General features: G+C 35.8%; 18 protein-coding genes and 1 pseudogene. 2 read left to right on the top strand and 17 right to left on the bottom strand.

Annotated elements, in window-relative coordinates; all coding sequences use genetic code 11:
- Nucleotides 1-283: 283 nt before the first annotated feature.
- From QUF99_RS04650 to QUF99_RS04625, 6 genes are all read right to left on the bottom strand, one after another.
- Nucleotides 284-1153: a MurR/RpiR family transcriptional regulator gene (locus QUF99_RS04650; protein WP_289368824.1), complete on the bottom strand. Its 870-nt coding sequence runs from the start codon at nucleotides 1151-1153 to the stop codon at nucleotides 284-286.
- A gap of 25 nt (nucleotides 1154-1178) precedes the next feature.
- Complete coding sequence (locus QUF99_RS04645; protein WP_289368823.1) at nucleotides 1179-2075, bottom strand: BadF/BadG/BcrA/BcrD ATPase family protein; 897 nt, start codon at nucleotides 2073-2075, stop codon at nucleotides 1179-1181.
- Nucleotides 2076-2440: 365 nt separating this feature from the next.
- On the bottom strand, nucleotides 2441-2551 hold the full coding sequence (locus QUF99_RS04640; RefSeq protein ID WP_289368822.1) for a DUF3948 family protein: 111 nt from the start codon (nucleotides 2549-2551) through the stop codon (nucleotides 2441-2443).
- An 85-nt stretch (nucleotides 2552-2636) separates the two neighbouring features.
- Nucleotides 2637-2747 carry a DUF3948 family protein gene (locus QUF99_RS04635; protein WP_289368821.1) on the bottom strand — a complete coding sequence of 37 codons (111 nt, stop codon included), beginning with the start codon at nucleotides 2745-2747 and terminating at the stop codon, nucleotides 2637-2639.
- 85 nt (nucleotides 2748-2832) lie between these two features.
- Nucleotides 2833-2943 carry a DUF3948 family protein gene (locus QUF99_RS04630; protein ID WP_289368820.1) on the bottom strand — a complete coding sequence of 37 codons (111 nt, stop codon included), beginning with the start codon at nucleotides 2941-2943 and terminating at the stop codon, nucleotides 2833-2835.
- Between the two features lie 85 nt (nucleotides 2944-3028).
- Entirely contained in the window at nucleotides 3029-3139 is a 111-nt protein-coding gene (locus QUF99_RS04625; protein ID WP_289368819.1) for a DUF3948 family protein, read from the bottom strand.
- A gap of 752 nt (nucleotides 3140-3891) precedes the next feature.
- On the opposite strand from QUF99_RS04625, the gene QUF99_RS04620 reads away from it, so the two are divergent.
- A complete protein-coding gene (locus QUF99_RS04620) occupies nucleotides 3892-4764 on the top strand; it encodes a Cof-type HAD-IIB family hydrolase (RefSeq protein WP_353958385.1) in 873 nt (290 codons plus the stop codon).
- A gap of 43 nt (nucleotides 4765-4807) precedes the next feature.
- Here the strand turns inward: QUF99_RS04620 and QUF99_RS04615 are convergent, their stop codons facing one another.
- The 6 genes and pseudogenes from QUF99_RS04615 to QUF99_RS04590 form a co-directional block, all read right to left on the bottom strand.
- Nucleotides 4808-5773 (bottom strand): ABC transporter ATP-binding protein, encoded by a 966-nt coding sequence (locus tag QUF99_RS04615; protein ID WP_289368817.1) that lies wholly within the window; start codon nucleotides 5771-5773, stop codon nucleotides 4808-4810.
- Entirely contained in the window at nucleotides 5770-6750 is a 981-nt protein-coding gene (locus QUF99_RS04610) for an ABC transporter ATP-binding protein (protein WP_289368816.1), read from the bottom strand. Before QUF99_RS04610 ends, QUF99_RS04615 begins: the two co-directional genes overlap by 4 nt.
- Before the next feature lie 10 nt (nucleotides 6751-6760).
- On the bottom strand, nucleotides 6761-7678 hold the full coding sequence (gene opp4C, locus QUF99_RS04605) for an oligopeptide ABC transporter permease (RefSeq protein WP_289368815.1): 918 nt from the start codon (nucleotides 7676-7678) through the stop codon (nucleotides 6761-6763).
- Between the two features lie 12 nt (nucleotides 7679-7690).
- Complete coding sequence (locus QUF99_RS04600; protein WP_289368814.1) at nucleotides 7691-8647, bottom strand: ABC transporter permease; 957 nt, start codon at nucleotides 8645-8647, stop codon at nucleotides 7691-7693.
- Nucleotides 8648-8754: 107 nt separating this feature from the next.
- Nucleotides 8755-10482 carry an ABC transporter substrate-binding protein gene (locus QUF99_RS04595; RefSeq protein WP_289368813.1) on the bottom strand — a complete coding sequence of 576 codons (1728 nt, stop codon included), beginning with the start codon at nucleotides 10480-10482 and terminating at the stop codon, nucleotides 8755-8757.
- Between the two features lie 246 nt (nucleotides 10483-10728).
- A pseudogene (locus QUF99_RS04590) lies at nucleotides 10729-10866 on the bottom strand (oligopeptide-binding protein oppA); the annotation flags it as partial.
- A gap of 112 nt (nucleotides 10867-10978) precedes the next feature.
- On the opposite strand from QUF99_RS04590, the gene QUF99_RS04585 reads away from it, so the two are divergent.
- Complete coding sequence (locus tag QUF99_RS04585; protein ID WP_289368812.1) at nucleotides 10979-11176, top strand: hypothetical protein; 198 nt, start codon at nucleotides 10979-10981, stop codon at nucleotides 11174-11176.
- Nucleotides 11177-11191: 15 nt separating this feature from the next.
- Here QUF99_RS04585 and QUF99_RS04580 read toward each other — a convergent pair whose 3' ends face one another.
- The 5 genes from QUF99_RS04580 to QUF99_RS04560 form a co-directional block, all read right to left on the bottom strand.
- Nucleotides 11192-12337 carry an ABC transporter permease gene (locus QUF99_RS04580; RefSeq protein WP_289368811.1) on the bottom strand — a complete coding sequence of 382 codons (1146 nt, stop codon included), beginning with the start codon at nucleotides 12335-12337 and terminating at the stop codon, nucleotides 11192-11194.
- Nucleotides 12338-12348: 11 nt separating this feature from the next.
- Nucleotides 12349-13545 carry an ABC transporter permease gene (locus tag QUF99_RS04575; RefSeq protein ID WP_289368810.1) on the bottom strand — a complete coding sequence of 399 codons (1197 nt, stop codon included), beginning with the start codon at nucleotides 13543-13545 and terminating at the stop codon, nucleotides 12349-12351.
- A gap of 15 nt (nucleotides 13546-13560) precedes the next feature.
- Nucleotides 13561-14493 carry an ABC transporter ATP-binding protein gene (locus QUF99_RS04570; RefSeq protein WP_289368809.1) on the bottom strand — a complete coding sequence of 311 codons (933 nt, stop codon included), beginning with the start codon at nucleotides 14491-14493 and terminating at the stop codon, nucleotides 13561-13563.
- A gap of 137 nt (nucleotides 14494-14630) precedes the next feature.
- Complete coding sequence (locus QUF99_RS04565) at nucleotides 14631-15293, bottom strand: response regulator (protein ID WP_289368808.1); 663 nt, start codon at nucleotides 15291-15293, stop codon at nucleotides 14631-14633.
- Nucleotides 15290-16483 carry a sensor histidine kinase gene (locus tag QUF99_RS04560; protein WP_289368807.1) on the bottom strand — a complete coding sequence of 398 codons (1194 nt, stop codon included), beginning with the start codon at nucleotides 16481-16483 and terminating at the stop codon, nucleotides 15290-15292. Before QUF99_RS04560 ends, QUF99_RS04565 begins: the two co-directional genes overlap by 4 nt.
- Nucleotides 16484-16708: the final 225 nt, after the last annotated feature.

Here is a 16708-nt window from a genome sequence, read left to right as displayed (position 1 = left end):
ATGAATGTAAAATCATTACGTTGTGTATTGTCGGTGCAACAATTCATCCATGGGATCGTATCGTTCCTCGCTGGATATTACTAATTGCTGTTTGGGGTATATGTAGGTTACTTCCCACATCCATCAACTTAAGAAATTGAGTATTTTTGGGGTACTTCAAAAGTAAAAGTTATACAAAGCAAAGAAGCCTTATCTTAAGGAGATATAGGCTCTTTAAGCAGTGGTTCAATAACTAAAAGGAGAAAATCACAGATGATTACTTTGTACTGCGATTTATTATCCTTTACATCTTAGATGAATTTCTTCCCGTAAATCTTAATACAGATTCTCTTGAACGTTCAATTTCCTTTATATTCTCATCATAATATTTTGATGCATATGCATAGAAGATAATGTCAATAGTCAGAAATTGTGCAAATAGTGAACTTGTTGCTGCACTACGAAATTTAGCCTCTGGTGCACGAACATGATGTAAAGACATATCGACTTTGTTAGTTAATCTATTGTTCCCAAATCGCGATAATCCAATTGTTTGAACACCAGATGCTTTAGCAATATCAACAAGTTGCAGTACTTCTTCAGTTTCTCCACTATTGGATATACTGAAAAAAACACAATTTTTGGTTGATGCAGCGAGCGATGTAGCCGTGATATGTGCATCTTGATTTGCACTTACAATCTTTCCTAAACGTAACCATTTATGAGTAATATCTTCCGCAACGAGCCATGAAGCTCCTAATCCATAGACATAAATAACATCCGCATTTCTCATAGTTTCAACTATTTGGTCAAGAACAACTTCATCCAAATAAAGTGCTGTTTCTTGTATCACTTGTACAGAGTTGGAAACTATTTTGTCTTTAATGGCCGTTATTGTTTCATTTGGTTCAATGTCATAAAAACCTTTCTTCTCTGGTCGTGAGATATGCGATGATAGAGATACTTTTAACTCTGAAAAACTAGCAATTTCAATAGAACGACAAAGTCTGGTGACCGCAGAACTACTAGCATTAGCATGAGTAGCTAATTCATGTATAGTCATTCTAATAACTTCTTGAGGATTTTTTAAAATATATTGTGCTATTTTCCTTTCAGATTTTGGTAATTGATGTAATAAACTTTCAATTTTTAATAATACATTCACGACATGCATATTGAATCGCTCCCTTAACTTTTAATTAACCCATATATTTCAGAGCTAAGTAATAACACCCTAATGTAGATGATACATCTTCTAAAACAAGTTGTACTTCCGGTTTTTCTTGTTTAATATTTTCAATAAAAGCGGTTTGTACGAATGGTATATTCGTTAATATGCTTCCTTTAATAGCAATTGTAACATTCTTATCAAAATTTAATTTCTTGCAAACAGCAAGCGTAGTCTTGGCAAGGTGATAGCCTGCTTGTCTGAGAATATTCTGCGAGAAACCATCACCTGCTTCTGCTTGTTGGACGATTATTGGAACAAATGAAGCAATCTCTGCTTTCGTTGAGGAATAAATAAATTTTTTTAACTCTAGTACACTGTGATAACCAAGTTTTGTTAGTATTAACTTAGTTAGATTACTATAATTTAATCCCTCATCTTCTTCTTGCGTCATTTTAATAAAAACCTGCATAGCAATCCAATAGCCACTTCCTTCATCCCCAAGAATATGTCCCCAGCCACCTGCTAATTTTTCAATCCCATTATGAACTCCAATACTAACAGAACCTGTTCCTGAAATTGTTAAGATGCCATCTTTTCCTTTTAGTAAAGCAGCATGTGCGATAACTCCATCATTTACAATCGTAAACGGAATATTAAACGTCGCATAAAGAGCATTTTTTATACCTTCTGCATTTTTAACGCCTCCATACCCTGCTAACCCTATGCATATATACTGGCATTCTTCATTTTTTAAAGTAACTAAGCATTGTTCGATCGCATCAATAATGTTAATAATAGCTTGTTTTTCATTTATAAGTAAGTTTCCGTATCCTGCTTTACCTTCACTTATTTTCTTCCCGTTTAAATCATAAGCCACCGCTTCCGTCTTAGTGCCTCCGCCGTCTACTCCAATAATATAACTCATGTAGATTCCTCCTCGTTCAGAAATAAAAAAAGGAAGGAGTACTGCTATTCCTTCCCTTTCCCTTGCTTTGAGATTTTTCTCTATAAAATGAAACTTTGATCAGTGGGGTTTTTCTTCATCCCCACTAATCATTAGCCCTGACCAATCGGGATTTTACGGGCAGTTTATCCCCCCTAGAAGATATTTTAGGGGGGATATTGAGGTAGCACCCCACATCCATCAACCTAAAGTATATTTTATTTCTATATATTATTGCACAAAAAAACCCTAACATATTAATCATATATGTTAGGGTTTTTATTCTTTAAGCATTTTTAAAATTTGAGTCTTGATAACATATGAGAAACTCTTTTCATCTATATTCATTAAACTAACACATTTGCAAGAAATACAATTAGTGCTGTTAATACCGCTGCTCCGCTCGCAGATCCCAAAAGGTCCATCTTTGTTACTTGTAATACTTGTTCGTTGTTCATATTCCCCATTCTCCCTTCAATTTGTATCTATTTTTTATTTTGTGACATTCGTTCCGTTCTACTTCATGCACAAAATTGTAGTTTATTATACTAAAACGTTTGAAAGAAATACGATTAATGCCGTTAATACCGCTGCTCCGCTCGCAGATCCCAAAAGGTCCATCTTTGTTACTTGTAATACTTGTTCGTTGTTCATATTCCCCATTCTCCCTTCAATTTGTATCTATTTTTTATTTTGTGACATTCGTTCCGTTCTACTTCATGCACAAAATTGTAGTTTATTATACTAAAACGTTTGAAAGAAATACGATTAATGCCGTTAATACCGCTGCTCCGCTTGCAGATCCTAAAAAGTCCATCTTTGTTACTTGTAATATTTGTTCGTTGTTCATATTCCCCATTCTCCCTTCAATTTGTATCTATTTTTTATTTTGTAATATTCGTTCCGTTCTACTTCATGCACAAAATTGTGGTTTATTATACTAAAGCACTTGAAAGAAATACGATTAATGCTGTCACTGCTGTTGCTACTCCTACTGATCCTAATAAGTCCATTTTTGTTAGTTTTAATACTTGTTCGTTTTTCATATTTGCTCTCTCCTTATTGTTAGATATTTATATGTAATTTAAATTTATGTGTAATTTTCAAGAAATGTTTTATTCATAGATTTCATCTCAACGTTACATTTAATTAATTCGTGTAACGTTTGTAACATTAATGTAACATAAGTTTTTTTATCCTGCAATAAAAATAGATAAATTTATTACATTTTTTTTACGATGCTATTGTTATAAGTCTAAAAAACCCTTATATACTAGCTTTTCCGATAAGTCTACCTTTGTAATATTAATGTAACATTAAGGTTACAAAAGGAAATAAAAAATAGTAGGAAGAGTCATTATAGTCTCTCCTACTACTTTTATTTCAATATAATATATGATTTTATCCCACCCCTAACAGATAATAACTCTCTACTACAACAATTTCACTCTATTTAATCCTAGACTGTACAAAACTATTAATAAACTAACTTTGAAATAATAAAAATGCTATATAAATCCATTTTGATTTTTCGACATATAAGCCACGGCTATGGATAACAAAAGGTGACCTACACTCGTTTTCTCTCTTTGTTTTCACTGTGTCTGGAGCAGGAAAAGGATCTGACCGCTTCTATGCATAGCCGGATGCTCTCTTCCACCTAAAAAGAAGGGTTTTATGTCGGTTTTTTAATTTGTATTTATATAGTGATAATGGAAAAATTATCATCCCCTCCTAAGATAAGTTTGTATGTTTCCTCCAGTTAACTATGTATAATAAAAACAAAGAGGTGATCAGTTTGAAATTAATCGCACTAGATATGGATGGTACACTACTATCATCTAAGCTTGAAATCTCCAAAGAAAATTTACAAGCCATTCGCAATGCCAAAGAAGAAGGCCATATTGTGATGATTTGTTCTGGTCGTGCAAAAGAAGATGCTTTAAAACTATTGGAAGAATATCAATTATCACTTCCAGTCGGAGCAAGCAATGGGGCAATTGTATATGTAGACGGAAACGTAATTAACGCACGTTGTTTACAAAAAGATAAAGTATACGGGCTTGCTAAGTTACTAGAATCTGAAGGATTCCCATATAAGCTTTATACAAACAAAGGTGTATATGCTCCGCACAATTGGAAAGAACAAGTGCTACATGCCTTTGAACTTAATAAGCATTCTCTTGATGTTACAATTGAAGAAATAGAACGAATTACAGAAAAACAACAAAAATCAAATTTAATTACTTCATTTAAAAATATTGAAGATGTTGTCAATGACCCAACTTTAGAAATCTCGAAATTCTTTATTTTGACATTCGATGCTGAGCATCGCTCACAAGTACTGCAATCTTTACAAAAAGATCAAGCAATTATGGTCACAGCATCTGCCCCAACGAATTTAGAAATTATGGATCAACATGGTCATAAAGGCAATGGATTACAAGAAATGGCTTCTTATTTCGATATTCCAATGCAAGATACAATTGCTATCGGAGACAATTTTAATGATGTACCGATGCTAGAAGTAGCTGGGTTATCTGTTGCTATGGGTAATGCTGAGGAAGATGTAAAGAAATTATGTGATGTTGTCACATTAACAAATGATGAACATGGCGTTGCTCATGCCATTGAACAGTACGTATTGAAGCAGACACCATCAAGTAAATAAAAATGAAAAAGGACTCTTTCAAATTTGAAAGAGTCCTTTTTCTTTATACATGATGACAAGCAACAAAGTGACCTTCCCCAACATCCCGGAATTCCGGCACGGTTTGCTTACAAATATCCGTTGCAAATGGGCAACGTGTATGAAAACGGCAACCGGACGGAGGATTCGCCGGACTTGGGATATCCCCTTGTAAAATAATTCGTTCACGCTTCACAGTTGGATCTGGAATTGGTACAGCTGATAAAAGTGCCTTCGTATACGGATGAAGTGGATTTGCAAACAATTCATCACGAGAGGCCGTTTCCACAATCGTCCCTAAATACATAATCCCGATTTTTGTACATAAATGCTCCACAACACTTAAATCATGTGAAATAAATAAATACGATAATCCCTTTTTCTGCTGCAACTCACTAAACAAGTTAATAATTTGCGCTTGAATCGATACATCTAATGCCGCAACTGGTTCATCCGCGACAACGAATTCTGGATTCAGTACCATCGCTCTTGCAATCACAATACGCTGGCGTTGTCCCCCGGAAAATTCATGCGGGTAGCGATCGATATGATATGACGCTAACCCACACAGCTCCAGTACTTCTAATACTTTTTCACGGACATTTTCTTTTGTCGCTAAGCCATGTGCCAACATTGGTTCTCCGAGTGCTTCCCCAATTCGCATGCGCGGATTCAATGAACTAAATGGATCTTGGAACACAAGCTGCATATTGGGACGATGCTTTCGCAATTCTTCTTTCGATAATGAATGAACATCTCGGCCTTTAAATTTCACTTCCCCTTCTGTTTTTTGAACGAGGCGGAGAATTGTTTTACCAATTGTCGTTTTTCCACTTCCAGATTCACCAACAAGACCAAATACTTCCCCTTTATCAATCGTAAAGCTTACCCCATCTACCGCTTTCACATGACCAATCGTTCTCCCAAACACACCGCCTTTAATGGGAAAATGAGTTTTTAAATTTTTCACTTCTAATAACGGTTCACTCATTGCCCAGCACGCTCCTCATATAACCAGCAAGCTACTTTATGAGCATCTTCATGCACTTGAAGTTCCGGTGTTTCTTTTCGGCATATATCCATACAATGTTCACAGCGGTCACTAAAGTAGCAAAACTCACCTAAGCCAACTAAGTTTGGAACTTGACCTGGAATGGAATAGAGCCGATCGATTCGCTGTCCCATAACTGGTTTTGATTTTAACAAACCTTTTGTATATGGATGCTTGGGGTTTTTAAATAATTCTAATACAGGTGCTTCTTCAATTACTTTACCGCCGTACATCACAACAACATAATCCGCCATTTCTGCCACGACGCCCAAGTCATGCGTAATTAATAGAATAGATGTGTTAAATTCCTCTTTCACCTGTCTTAGTAAATCTAAAATTTGTGCCTGAATCGTAACATCCAGAGCTGTTGTTGGTTCATCAGCAATTAATAGCTTTGGATTACAACTCAGTGCAATGGCAATCATGATCCGTTGTAACATACCACCACTTAACTCATGCGGATACGAATGAACAATTTCATCAGCGCGGGCAATGCCGACTTTACGAATTAATTCGATTGCTTTTTTATACGCTTCATTTTTACTAAGAAGCTCATGCTCCATCAATGTTTCGACAATTTGTTCACCAACAGTAAAAACAGGATTAAGAGATGTCATCGGCTCTTGGAAAATCATCGCAATATCATTCCCTCTTAACTTCCGAATCTCTTTTTCTTTCATTTGCAGAAGACTTTGGCCTTCATATAGGATCTCGCCTCCAACAACCTCTCCAGATTCAGCAATGAGCCCCATAATAGACAAAGCTGTTACACTTTTCCCGCAACCTGATTCTCCTACTACACAAACCGTTTCACCTTCTTGTACAGAAAAGCTAACATGATTCACCGCTTTTACTGTACCTTCTTCCGTGTGGAAATGGGTCTGTAAATCCTTTAGTTCTACTAATGTTTTACTCATGACTTCTCACCTACCGCTTCAATTTTGGATCCAATGCATCTCGAAGTGCATCCCCAAGTAAATTAATTGATACAACTGTTATAAAAATCGCAAAACCAGGCGGTATCCATAACCATGGACGTTTTTGGAAATCAATCAATGAGTTTGCCGCACTAATCATGTTCCCCCACGATGGCGTAGGTGGGACAACTCCGAGGCCTAAATAACTTAATGCAGATTCACTTAAAATGGATCCAGCCACACCTAACGTCGCTACAACTATTAATAGTGGGAATACATTTGGAATTAAATGATGTAATATTTTCCGATAATCTTTTAGCCCCAATACATCAGCTGCTTGCATAAACGCCTGTTCACGAAGCGTCAAAATTTGTCCACGTACAAGACGTGCAAGCCCTGGCCAACCAATCAGACTTAACATAATCATAACAACATAAAGACGATATTCAGACGGGAGTTTCCATTCTGATAAAATGGCACCCATAATAATGAGTAACGGTAATCCTGGAATAGACATTAAAACATCGGCAATACGCATAATAATATGATCAACAACACCACGATAGAAACCAGAAATAGCTCCTAATAGTGCGCCGAGTATGACAGATAACAGCATAGACGCTAAACCGATTGTTAAAGAAATTCGACCGGCTAACATTAATCTCGTTAAAATATCTCGTCCTAGCTGATCTGTACCAAGCCAATGTGATAAGCTTGGCGCTTTATTAATTTGCGTTACTTGGATTGTTCCTGAAACATATGGTGAAAAAAATGGTCCAATAAAACAAAATAGAAACATAAAAATCAAACTATAGAAGCCGAACATTGCTAATTTATTTTTCTTGACTCTATTAAATGCTTGTCGCCATGGTGAGGTCACATTTCCTTTTGTCTGCTTTTTATTCGTTATCGTTGTAACAGTCTCCATCTCTTTCCCCCCTTACTTCAATCGAATGCGCGGATCAACAACCGCATATAATATGTCTGCAAAGAAATTGGCGACAATCGTTAGGCAGGAAAGAAACATTGTAAATGCCATTAACACTGTATAATCACGGAAGTTCAATGCTTCCAGTTGGATACTGCCAATACCTGGCCAGTTAAAAATTTGTTCAATGATGATTGCACCAGAAAACAATCCTGGTAATTCAAACGCAAGCAAAGTAATCGCTGGTAAAATCGCATTTTTTAACGCATGTTTATAAATGACAGTTTTTCCCTTCAGCCCTTTTGCACGAGCAGTTCGGATATAATCTTGTCGCACTACTTCAAGCATACCCGTTCTAAAATAACGCGTTAATGAACCAACACCAAGTAATGTTAAAATAAATACCGGTAAAATCATATGCCGGAGCACTTCCAATATGTACGTAAAGCCGGTCGAGTTACTTCCAATATCAATCATTCCGCCGATTGGTAATAAGTTCAGATCGACTGCCAATACTTTAATTAGAAACAGCCCGATAAAAAACGATGGAAACGACATCGCCGCAAAGACACCAATTGTTACAAGTTTATCAAACAATGAATGTTGTTTTGTCGCTGAAACAACGCCAATAATCAGTGCAATTAACCAAGTAAAAAATAAAGCTGCAACAGCAACAATAAAGGTATTCCAAATGAATTTGTTTAATAAAGATGTAACAGATTCTTGATATTGCAATGAGAACCCAAAATCACCTGTTAGTGCATTACCAAGCCAATGAAAGTATCGTTCAATAACTGGTTTATTTAATCCATATAGTTCTCTTAACTCTTGTGCCCGTTCTGGCGTTAGCTTCGGATTAGAATCTACATAATCACCAGGAAGGAGGGCAAACAAGAAAAAGATAATAATAGACGTACCAAGCAATATAGGAATCATTTGTAAAAACCTACGAATGATATATGTTTTCACCTTTTGTCTCCCCAATCATATTTACTTAAAAATAGAAGAACATTTTTTCAAAACAGCACTTACTAACGGCTGTATGAAAAAATGTCTTCTAACATACTTACTTCTTTTTATTGTTCAATGGATAAAACTGGTAAGTTTGAACTAATACTGTCATATTTTTCTGGATCAATACCTTTTACACGGGCATTGTGTGCCGAAATACTTTTGCGATAGCTTAATAAAATCCCCGGTGGATCATCACTTAATTCTTTATACAGTTCTTTATAAATAGGCTTTCTTTTTTCAATATCAACTGTCTCGATACCTTTTTTAATTAACTCATCAACCTTTGGATTACTATAACCATAGGAGTTGTCTGGATGCGTAGATGCATACTCAGCTACCGTTTCACTTGGATCAGAAATAATCGGTGTTGATACAGCAGCTAAATCATAATCAAATTTCCCAACCTTTGACACAAGTGTGTTAAAGTCCATCATTTCCGGATTAAATTCCACACCTAATGCTTTATAGTTTTCTTTTGCAATTGGTATAAATACTTCTTCCTGCTTTCTTCCACTTGCAGCATAATAGCTTAATTTTAATTTTTGACCATCTTTTTCACGAATACCGTCAGACCCTACTTTCCAGCCCGCTTCATCTAACAATTTTTTTGCTTTTTCTAAGTTATATTCATATTTATTTACACCTTCATCCGAATAAGCCCATGAAGTCGGTGAAATTGGTACATTTGCAACAGAACCATTTCCTTGGAAGAATGTATCTACATACTTTTTACGATCCAAACCATAATTAAGTGCTTGACGTACCTTTTTGTCTTTTAAATATGGTTTTTTATTATTTACGTAAATATATGAAAAAGAACTTACCGTTTCAATATTGAAGTTAGCAAATCCTAAGCTCTTTAATTGATCAATATTATCAACATTGGCTGCAAAGCCATCATAATCAGTTTCTCCTGTTTGGAACAACTGGAAGTTTGTATCTGCTGATGTAATTTTATAAATAAAGTTTTTAATTTTAGGCTTACCAGCATAATAATTTTCATTTGCTACAAAACGAACCTCTTGACCTGGAACATATTTTTCAAATTTATAAGGACCAGCAGCAATTGGCTTGCCATACAACTCTTTTAAATAATCTAAGCTTGTATTTTGTTTATAATCTTTTCCATAATATGCTTTTGATAAAACAGGTCCTCCAAGGTTTACTAATGCTTGTGAATTAACCTTTTCCGTCGTAATTTCGATTTTTTGTGGATCAACTACTTTAATTCCTTCAATAGATGTAGCCTTTCCTTCTTTATAATCTTTGCCACCCTTAATTGCATATTGTAAAATATCTGTTCCGCCTTCATAAGCCTTATCATGTAGCAATGTTAGTGTAAATGCTACATCGTCTGCTGTTAACGGTGAACCATCACTAAATTTTAAGTTTTTATGTAAGTAAAATGTATACTTTAACTGATCAGAAGATACATCCCATTTTTCTGCAAGCTGTGGAACTGGTTTTCCTTGCTTATCTGTTGATACAAGGGAAGCAAATATAACCGATGTTACGTTACCATCCCATCCATTTTCTTGGAAATAAGGTAAAAAAACGCCCCCTGGTTTTGAAATCCCTGTAATAAGTGTATCTTTTCTTTGTTTCGCTTTCTCAGGGTTTTTTGATTTATCGGTAGCTGTAACCTTTTCTATCTTCGAATCCTTTAAATTCTGCTGCTTTACTGGTTCTGTCGAAGCCTTCTCTTCTTGTCCCCCACACGCTGATAACACGAGCAAACTACTCAGTAAAACTGAAAATACACCAGCCCATTTTTTTGACTTTTTCTTCATTGTCCCCACCCTAACTTTTTTTGTAATAATTACACTTTATGAACGGCTTGCCTTATGTATGCCTCCCACAGCAATACATTTTATAGTCTATAGGAAAAGTCGGTTTTAACTATAAAAAAATAGACGTTTATGAGGGGTAACAGTTTTATTCCTACCTTTCCGGTAGACTTTATGGTTATTAGCTTATATCTTCCGATATGTTTTGTCAATTATTTCTATATAAATACTTTAAGAATTTTCACTGAATTATTGCTCGATCTTTAATTTAGGTAAACTTAACAGTATTCCATTATAATTGTCTTCTTGTAATTCTTGTATTCTCGCATTATGAGCGGAAACCTCTTTACTATTATTTAAGAATATAACGGGCGGATCCTCACTCATCAAAGTTTCACTTTATCAATAGAACCTGCTCGAAAATTCTCCTCAAAAACCATTCTATTATGTCTTGGACAGACATAGAATAATAACAAACTACCAAAAAGGGGGCGAAAATATGGACAAACTATTTCTATATGTCTTACACTATATTGCCTTAACATTTATGATAGTTGGGGCATTGCTGCTGTTTCCATTCTTCCCGAAGTTCGTCCTCTTTTTAGCATTTCTCCTCATGCTCGGGATTGCGATTACTATTTCCCTGGAATCAGATGAAACACAAAAAGAAAGCAGAATCCAGCGTGCGAAGCTGTAGATTCTGCTTTCTTTTTCAATCATAACGTATTCTTGTTAAACCAATGACAAAAAATGCACCAGCAAATAGAAGTAAGACCCCACTATACCCTGCTATATCTGTCAGTGTTCCACCTCGAGCAATCAACTCTGTAAAACCACGCATCGCCCACGTTTGTGGTACAAAGTCCGCTACCTTTTGCATCCATTCAGGCTCTATTTCAATTGGCCAATATAACCCACTAATCATACAAGTTGAAACGATAACGATATTACCTAAAGCTGATTGTTGCTCTGTTGTCTTTACAATACTTGCTAATAATAAAGCCAGACCAATGACAGCCAGTAACAACACTGAAACAAGAACAATAATCCCTAATGTGTCTCCCCACTGTACATCAAACAATTTATTCGTTAATATCATAAGAATTCCAAATTGAATCCAGCCAATTAAAAAGAATGAAAGAATATATCCGCCAAGTATTTGTGCCTTTGTAACAGGTGTTCCTAGCAAACGATGCCATACACCTAATTGTCTTGCATTTAAGATGGTTCCTGTTGCACTAAGCATAACAATCATCACAAATAAAATTGAAAATCCAGCCGCCCGGCCTGATACGTTATTAATTGTTTTCTCTCCCGTTACAATGGACTCCTTTTGAATTGGAATAGGTTCTACTTTTGTATGAATCCTTTCATACATCGTTTCCCAAGACTTGCTACTCTTTTGCTCCCATATACGAGATCCTTTCACTTCTACTTCCATCTTTTTCAGTACACTTTGTAGTACTTGTTCTACAGAGGCACCACCCGTAAAGTCAGCGCTCGATTGAAAGGTAACCGTATCTTTTTTTCCATCTACCATGTTTTTTTGAAAATCTTTTGGAATCGTCACAATGCCAGAAACCTTTTTGTTTTCAACCTTCTTCTTCGCTTCCTCATATGTTGCTTTTTCTATATGAATTAAGTCGCTTTTCTCTAATTCTTTATAATAAGAATTTGATAATTTTGATTGATCTTGATCGATTACGCTAATATTTACTTTCTCGTCCCCACTGCCACCTAAAAGTCCACCAAAAATAAGTGTGAAAATAATTGGCATCCCGAACATAAGCAAATAGCTTTGTGGCTTTATTAATATTTGTTTTAGCTCCAAAGAGCAAAGAGCCCACATTTTACTCATTCCTTCTCCCCCTATCTCGTACGTAACCGGAATGTTCCAATGATGACAGAAATAATTCCCACACTAGATAAACTTAAGATGATTGGTAATAACGTATTCCAAGATGTTCCTGACATAATATCTAGAAAACTTGTAAGTGCCCATTTATTCGGGGCAATATTTGCAACCGTTTGAAGGGTATCTGGGAATGCATAGATTGGTAGCATAGATCCTCCTAATATCGCTAACAGTTGAATCCCAATTCCCCCCATCATATCTGCTGTCTTTTCCTCACGAATGAATGCTGCAATTAACATGGATAAACCGGAAACACAAATTGCATAAGAGATCCCAACTAGAGAAATCTGCATAATATTATCTCCCCAGTTCACCCCAAACGCATAATGGGTCGCAACAACAAACACGCCGAATTGAATACATGCAAACAATAATGTTCCCAAAAACTTTCCTAATAAGACTGAAAATGAACTTGTCGGTGTGCTTAATAATCTTGCTAATGTTTCTGTACGTTGTTCCGTCACAATTGATTTTGCACCCACGGTTATGTTAAATAATAAAAACATAACTAACATCGCTGCTGCATAATATTGCATTGCAACGACTGTTTTCTTACCAATCGTTCCCTTATCAATTCCACTATCGTTCGACGTTGCCACTCTTTGTAAATCATCACTAACCTCTTTTGCGACCTGCCCTATATTTTCTTGCTGTGATTTTTCCAAATCAGTCACAACACTCTTCGTCGAGAAAGCGACCGTTTGGGCACGTTCTGAAAAGGAACGAACAAATGATTCAGCAATTTTTGTCTGTATCTCTTTTGCTGGATCTGTAAGCAATTTTGTTTCTTTCAATCTCCCATCCTGTATATGCTCACTCCACTTCCCTGGAATGATAATCCCAACATCAATTCTCTTCTGCTTTAGCATCTCTTCTAACTCTTTTCGAGGGGCTGCTACTTTCACTTTCACATCATCTTTTATTTCTTTAGATTCCAATACATCCTTTCGAAATACATCAGCAAATGTTTCCGTGTCTTCTTGATAATAACCAATTATCGTTTTCGGTAAACCGCCATTGTCTAATACACCACTTAAAGCTGACCCCAAAATAGCTGTTAATACAAGTGGCATAAGTAGCATCATCATAAAGCCGCGCCGGTCCGTAATACGAATTTTTAAATCTTTCCATGCAATGATAAAACTTTTCATGATTTACCCGCCTCCTTAATCACGAAGTGAACGTCCTGTTAACTGTAAAAAGAGTGCTTCTAAGTTCGGCTCTTGTACCTCAAGCTTTAAAATTTGCACATGATTTTCCACAACTTCCGAAACAACCGTACCGACAGCTTCTCCATTCTTCAATCCAATATCGAGTGTATTTGTATCTTCGTCGATAATAATCCGTTCTACAGTAGAAATTTCTTTTAATTTCTTCAATAGCTCCTGACTATAACGATTCAGTTGCAACTTCACCATAAAACCATCTGCAAGACGATTACATAACTCTGTTTTCGTTCCTGATGCAATTACCTTTCCATGATCAACGATAGCAATTCGTTCACATAAATACTCCACTTCTTCCATGTAATGACTCGTATAAATGACCGTCATTCCCTTTTCGTTTAGCTGCTTTACTGTTTCTAAAATGTGATTCCGTGATTGTGGATCAATCCCAACTGTCGGTTCATCCATAATTAATAACTCTGGTTCGTGCATAAGTGCTACACCAATGTTAATTCGGCGTTTCATTCCACCTGAAAATGTTTCAATTTTATCTTTTGCCCGATCTTGTAAACCAACATACACCAATACCTCATCTGCTCGTCTTTTTGCAGTTGCTCCGCTTAAACCATACATTTTTCCCCAGAAGATTAAATTTTCTTTCGCTGAAAGTGTAGGATATAAAGCTATATCTTGCGGAACAATACCGATCTTCTTTTTCGCATCTAATGGATATTCTTTTACAGACTTCCCTCCAACTTTTATATCACCACCATCATATGGAATAAGCCCGCAAATCATTGATATCGTCGTCGACTTTCCTGCACCGTTTGGACCGAGCAAACCAAATGTTTCTCCTTTCTTCACTTCAAAAGAAACACTCTTTACAACTTCCTTCTTCCCAAATGACTTTGTAATATGATCTACGACTAACATGTCGATTCAGCCCCTTTGCATTAATCTACAATTTCATTGTAAAAAAACATCCTCTTTCTTCCATCACCCTTAAGATAGAAATGCAAAATAAAAAAGCAGCATAATTTGCTGCTTTTTTTATTTCTCTATGCCAAAAGTCATGTGTATGTTGTAATACCATACCTGACCGCATATATAGCTGCTTGTGTCCGATCCCTTAGCTCCAGCTTACTAATTAAGTTAGAAACATGATTTTTTACAGTTCCCTCTGTAATAAACAATTTCTCAGCAATTTCTTTATTATTTAATCCAAAGCCTATTACTCTTAATACATCTATTTCACGATCTGTTAATTGCTCCATTTGCTTTGGTTGATTTTGTTCTGACATTTCCGCCGCTTTTGTTCTTTTTAGTTCCTTCACAATTTGCGCCGTTATATCTTGCGGAAGTACAGCGCCTCCCCCGTGGACTGTCAATATTGCCTGAACAATTGCATCCGTCTCCATATCTTTCAATAAATAACCACTCGCCCCTTGTTCTAATGCTTCAAAAATAAGTTCGCTATCATTAAAAGTGGTCAACATAAGCACTTTTATATCTGGAAACCTCTCCCTTATTAAACGAGTTCCTTCAACACCATTTATACGAGGCATTCGAATATCCATCAAAATAATTTCAGGTTGTAATTGTTCTGCCTTTTGAACTACTTCATCTCCATCATTAGCTGTTCCCACTACTTCAAGTTCAGGACGTAAATTTAATAGCATTGCTAAACCATCACGAATAAGTGATTGATCATCAACGACCATAATACGAATCATATCGTTCCTCCTATTACCCACGTCTTTTCCTTAAGTGGGAACTCAACCTTTAATCGAAAACCCTTCTCTTTTTCACTCTCAAACCGGATCATTCCACCATGTTCTTCTACTCGCTCTTTCATATTCATTAATCCAAAACCAGGACTCATTTCATTTACGCCAATACCATTATCCTTAATCGACAACATAACCTTTTCATCCAAACACAACAAGCTAACTTCACATAAACTAGCTTTTCCATGGTGTTTTGCATTTGTTAATGACTCTTGCATAATACGTAGTAAAGTAGGTTGTAATGACAACGGAATTATGATTGGATCCCCTTGTAACTGAAAGGTTACTTGTACCTTCGTTACCTTTGAAAATTCAGTTAACATTCCTTTCATATTTTCTATTATGTTTCCTGAATCTTTTTCTTCCTTCAACGCACGGACTGAAGCCCTTACCTCTTGAAGGGACTTCCTAGCTAATTCATGACATGTATGTAAAATTTCTTCTGTAACATCGGACTTTTGCTTCCATAAAGCCTCCGCAAGCTGCAATTGAATAAGTAAGGCCGTCATATTATGACCAACTGTGTCATGAATTTCTCGGGCAATATCGTTCCTCTCCCGAACTGTAGTTAATTCTTCCACTTCCTTCGCATAAAGCTGTAACTGTTCATGTGCTTCTTTTAGAGCTTTATGAGATAATGTCAATTTTTCATATTGATCATCTACAGTTTGGCGAGCTACTGTGAGTTTTTTAATTAAATTTCCCGATAAAGCACTGAAGATAATGAACATAAAATTAATAGCATTACTATCAACTTCTACCTTTCCAGTATATTGATACGTATATAGTAAAATAGCAAACCAACATAAAAAGAAAAAACTGACCAAAAAATATACCACTTTTTTCTGCTGATCATGAATAAATACTCCTACCGCATCAATCCCAAATATAATTAAATACAAACATGTCTCGGGAAATAAAAAACCTAATAGTGCTGTAACTATGCCGTTTGAAAGTAGTATATAAAATTTACGCCTTCTTCCTTCATGTGGTTGTACAAGTAAAACATGATTTACAACATAAACAAAAAATGCAATACCAACAAAGATTTGTAAGCCCACTGTTTCACGTGAAACATGATTTGCATATACCATGCAAATCATAACTATGGTAATGATACGTGCATATCCTAACATAAGATTCCCCTCGCATTTTTGAGATACCATTTTCAGTCACACCAACATTTAAAAAATCATCTCTACACTATAAGAACAAGAAAATTATAACAATTTTCCCACTGAAGTGCTCTTCATATTCAATAAAAAAGAGCAAGTCTCTTTTCTCACATACTATGAGAAGCTAACTTGCTCTTTTTTTATTTTATCCAGCATTTAACGGGCAGTAAGATCACCATTAAAGTT

This window comes from Bacillus sp. DX4.1 (assembly GCF_030348195.1).
Taxonomy (GTDB): domain Bacteria; phylum Bacillota; class Bacilli; order Bacillales; family Bacillaceae_G; genus Bacillus_A.
This window is presented reverse-complemented; position numbering and strand designations above follow the sequence as displayed.

Excerpts from the sequence above, each read along its gene's own strand:
- opp4C (WP_289368815.1), bottom strand. The coding sequence starts at position 7,678 with ATGGAGACTGTTACAACGATAACGAATAAAAAGCAGACAAAAGGAAAT.
- QUF99_RS04585 (WP_289368812.1), top strand. The coding sequence starts at position 10,979 with ATGGACAAACTATTTCTATATGTCTTACACTATATTGCCTTAACATTT.
- QUF99_RS04595 (WP_289368813.1), bottom strand. The coding sequence starts at position 10,482 with ATGAAGAAAAAGTCAAAAAAATGGGCTGGTGTATTTTCAGTTTTACTG.
- QUF99_RS04615 (WP_289368817.1), bottom strand. The coding sequence starts at position 5,773 with ATGAGTGAACCGTTATTAGAAGTGAAAAATTTAAAAACTCATTTTCCC.
- QUF99_RS04610 (WP_289368816.1), bottom strand. The coding sequence starts at position 6,750 with ATGAGTAAAACATTAGTAGAACTAAAGGATTTACAGACCCATTTCCAC.
- QUF99_RS04580 (WP_289368811.1), bottom strand. The coding sequence starts at position 12,337 with ATGAGTAAAATGTGGGCTCTTTGCTCTTTGGAGCTAAAACAAATATTA.
- QUF99_RS04575 (WP_289368810.1), bottom strand. The coding sequence starts at position 13,545 with ATGAAAAGTTTTATCATTGCATGGAAAGATTTAAAAATTCGTATTACG.
- QUF99_RS04640 (WP_289368822.1), bottom strand. The coding sequence starts at position 2,551 with ATGAACAACGAACAAGTATTACAAGTAACAAAGATGGACCTTTTGGGA.
- QUF99_RS04635 (WP_289368821.1), bottom strand. The coding sequence starts at position 2,747 with ATGAACAACGAACAAGTATTACAAGTAACAAAGATGGACCTTTTGGGA.
- QUF99_RS04560 (WP_289368807.1), bottom strand. The coding sequence starts at position 16,483 with ATGTTAGGATATGCACGTATCATTACCATAGTTATGATTTGCATGGTA.
- QUF99_RS04650 (WP_289368824.1), bottom strand. The coding sequence starts at position 1,153 with ATGCATGTCGTGAATGTATTATTAAAAATTGAAAGTTTATTACATCAA.
- QUF99_RS04645 (WP_289368823.1), bottom strand. The coding sequence starts at position 2,075 with ATGAGTTATATTATTGGAGTAGACGGCGGAGGCACTAAGACGGAAGCG.
- QUF99_RS04630 (WP_289368820.1), bottom strand. The coding sequence starts at position 2,943 with ATGAACAACGAACAAATATTACAAGTAACAAAGATGGACTTTTTAGGA.
- QUF99_RS04625 (WP_289368819.1), bottom strand. The coding sequence starts at position 3,139 with ATGAAAAACGAACAAGTATTAAAACTAACAAAAATGGACTTATTAGGA.
- QUF99_RS04570 (WP_289368809.1), bottom strand. The coding sequence starts at position 14,493 with ATGTTAGTCGTAGATCATATTACAAAGTCATTTGGGAAGAAGGAAGTT.
- QUF99_RS04565 (WP_289368808.1), bottom strand. The coding sequence starts at position 15,293 with ATGATTCGTATTATGGTCGTTGATGATCAATCACTTATTCGTGATGGT.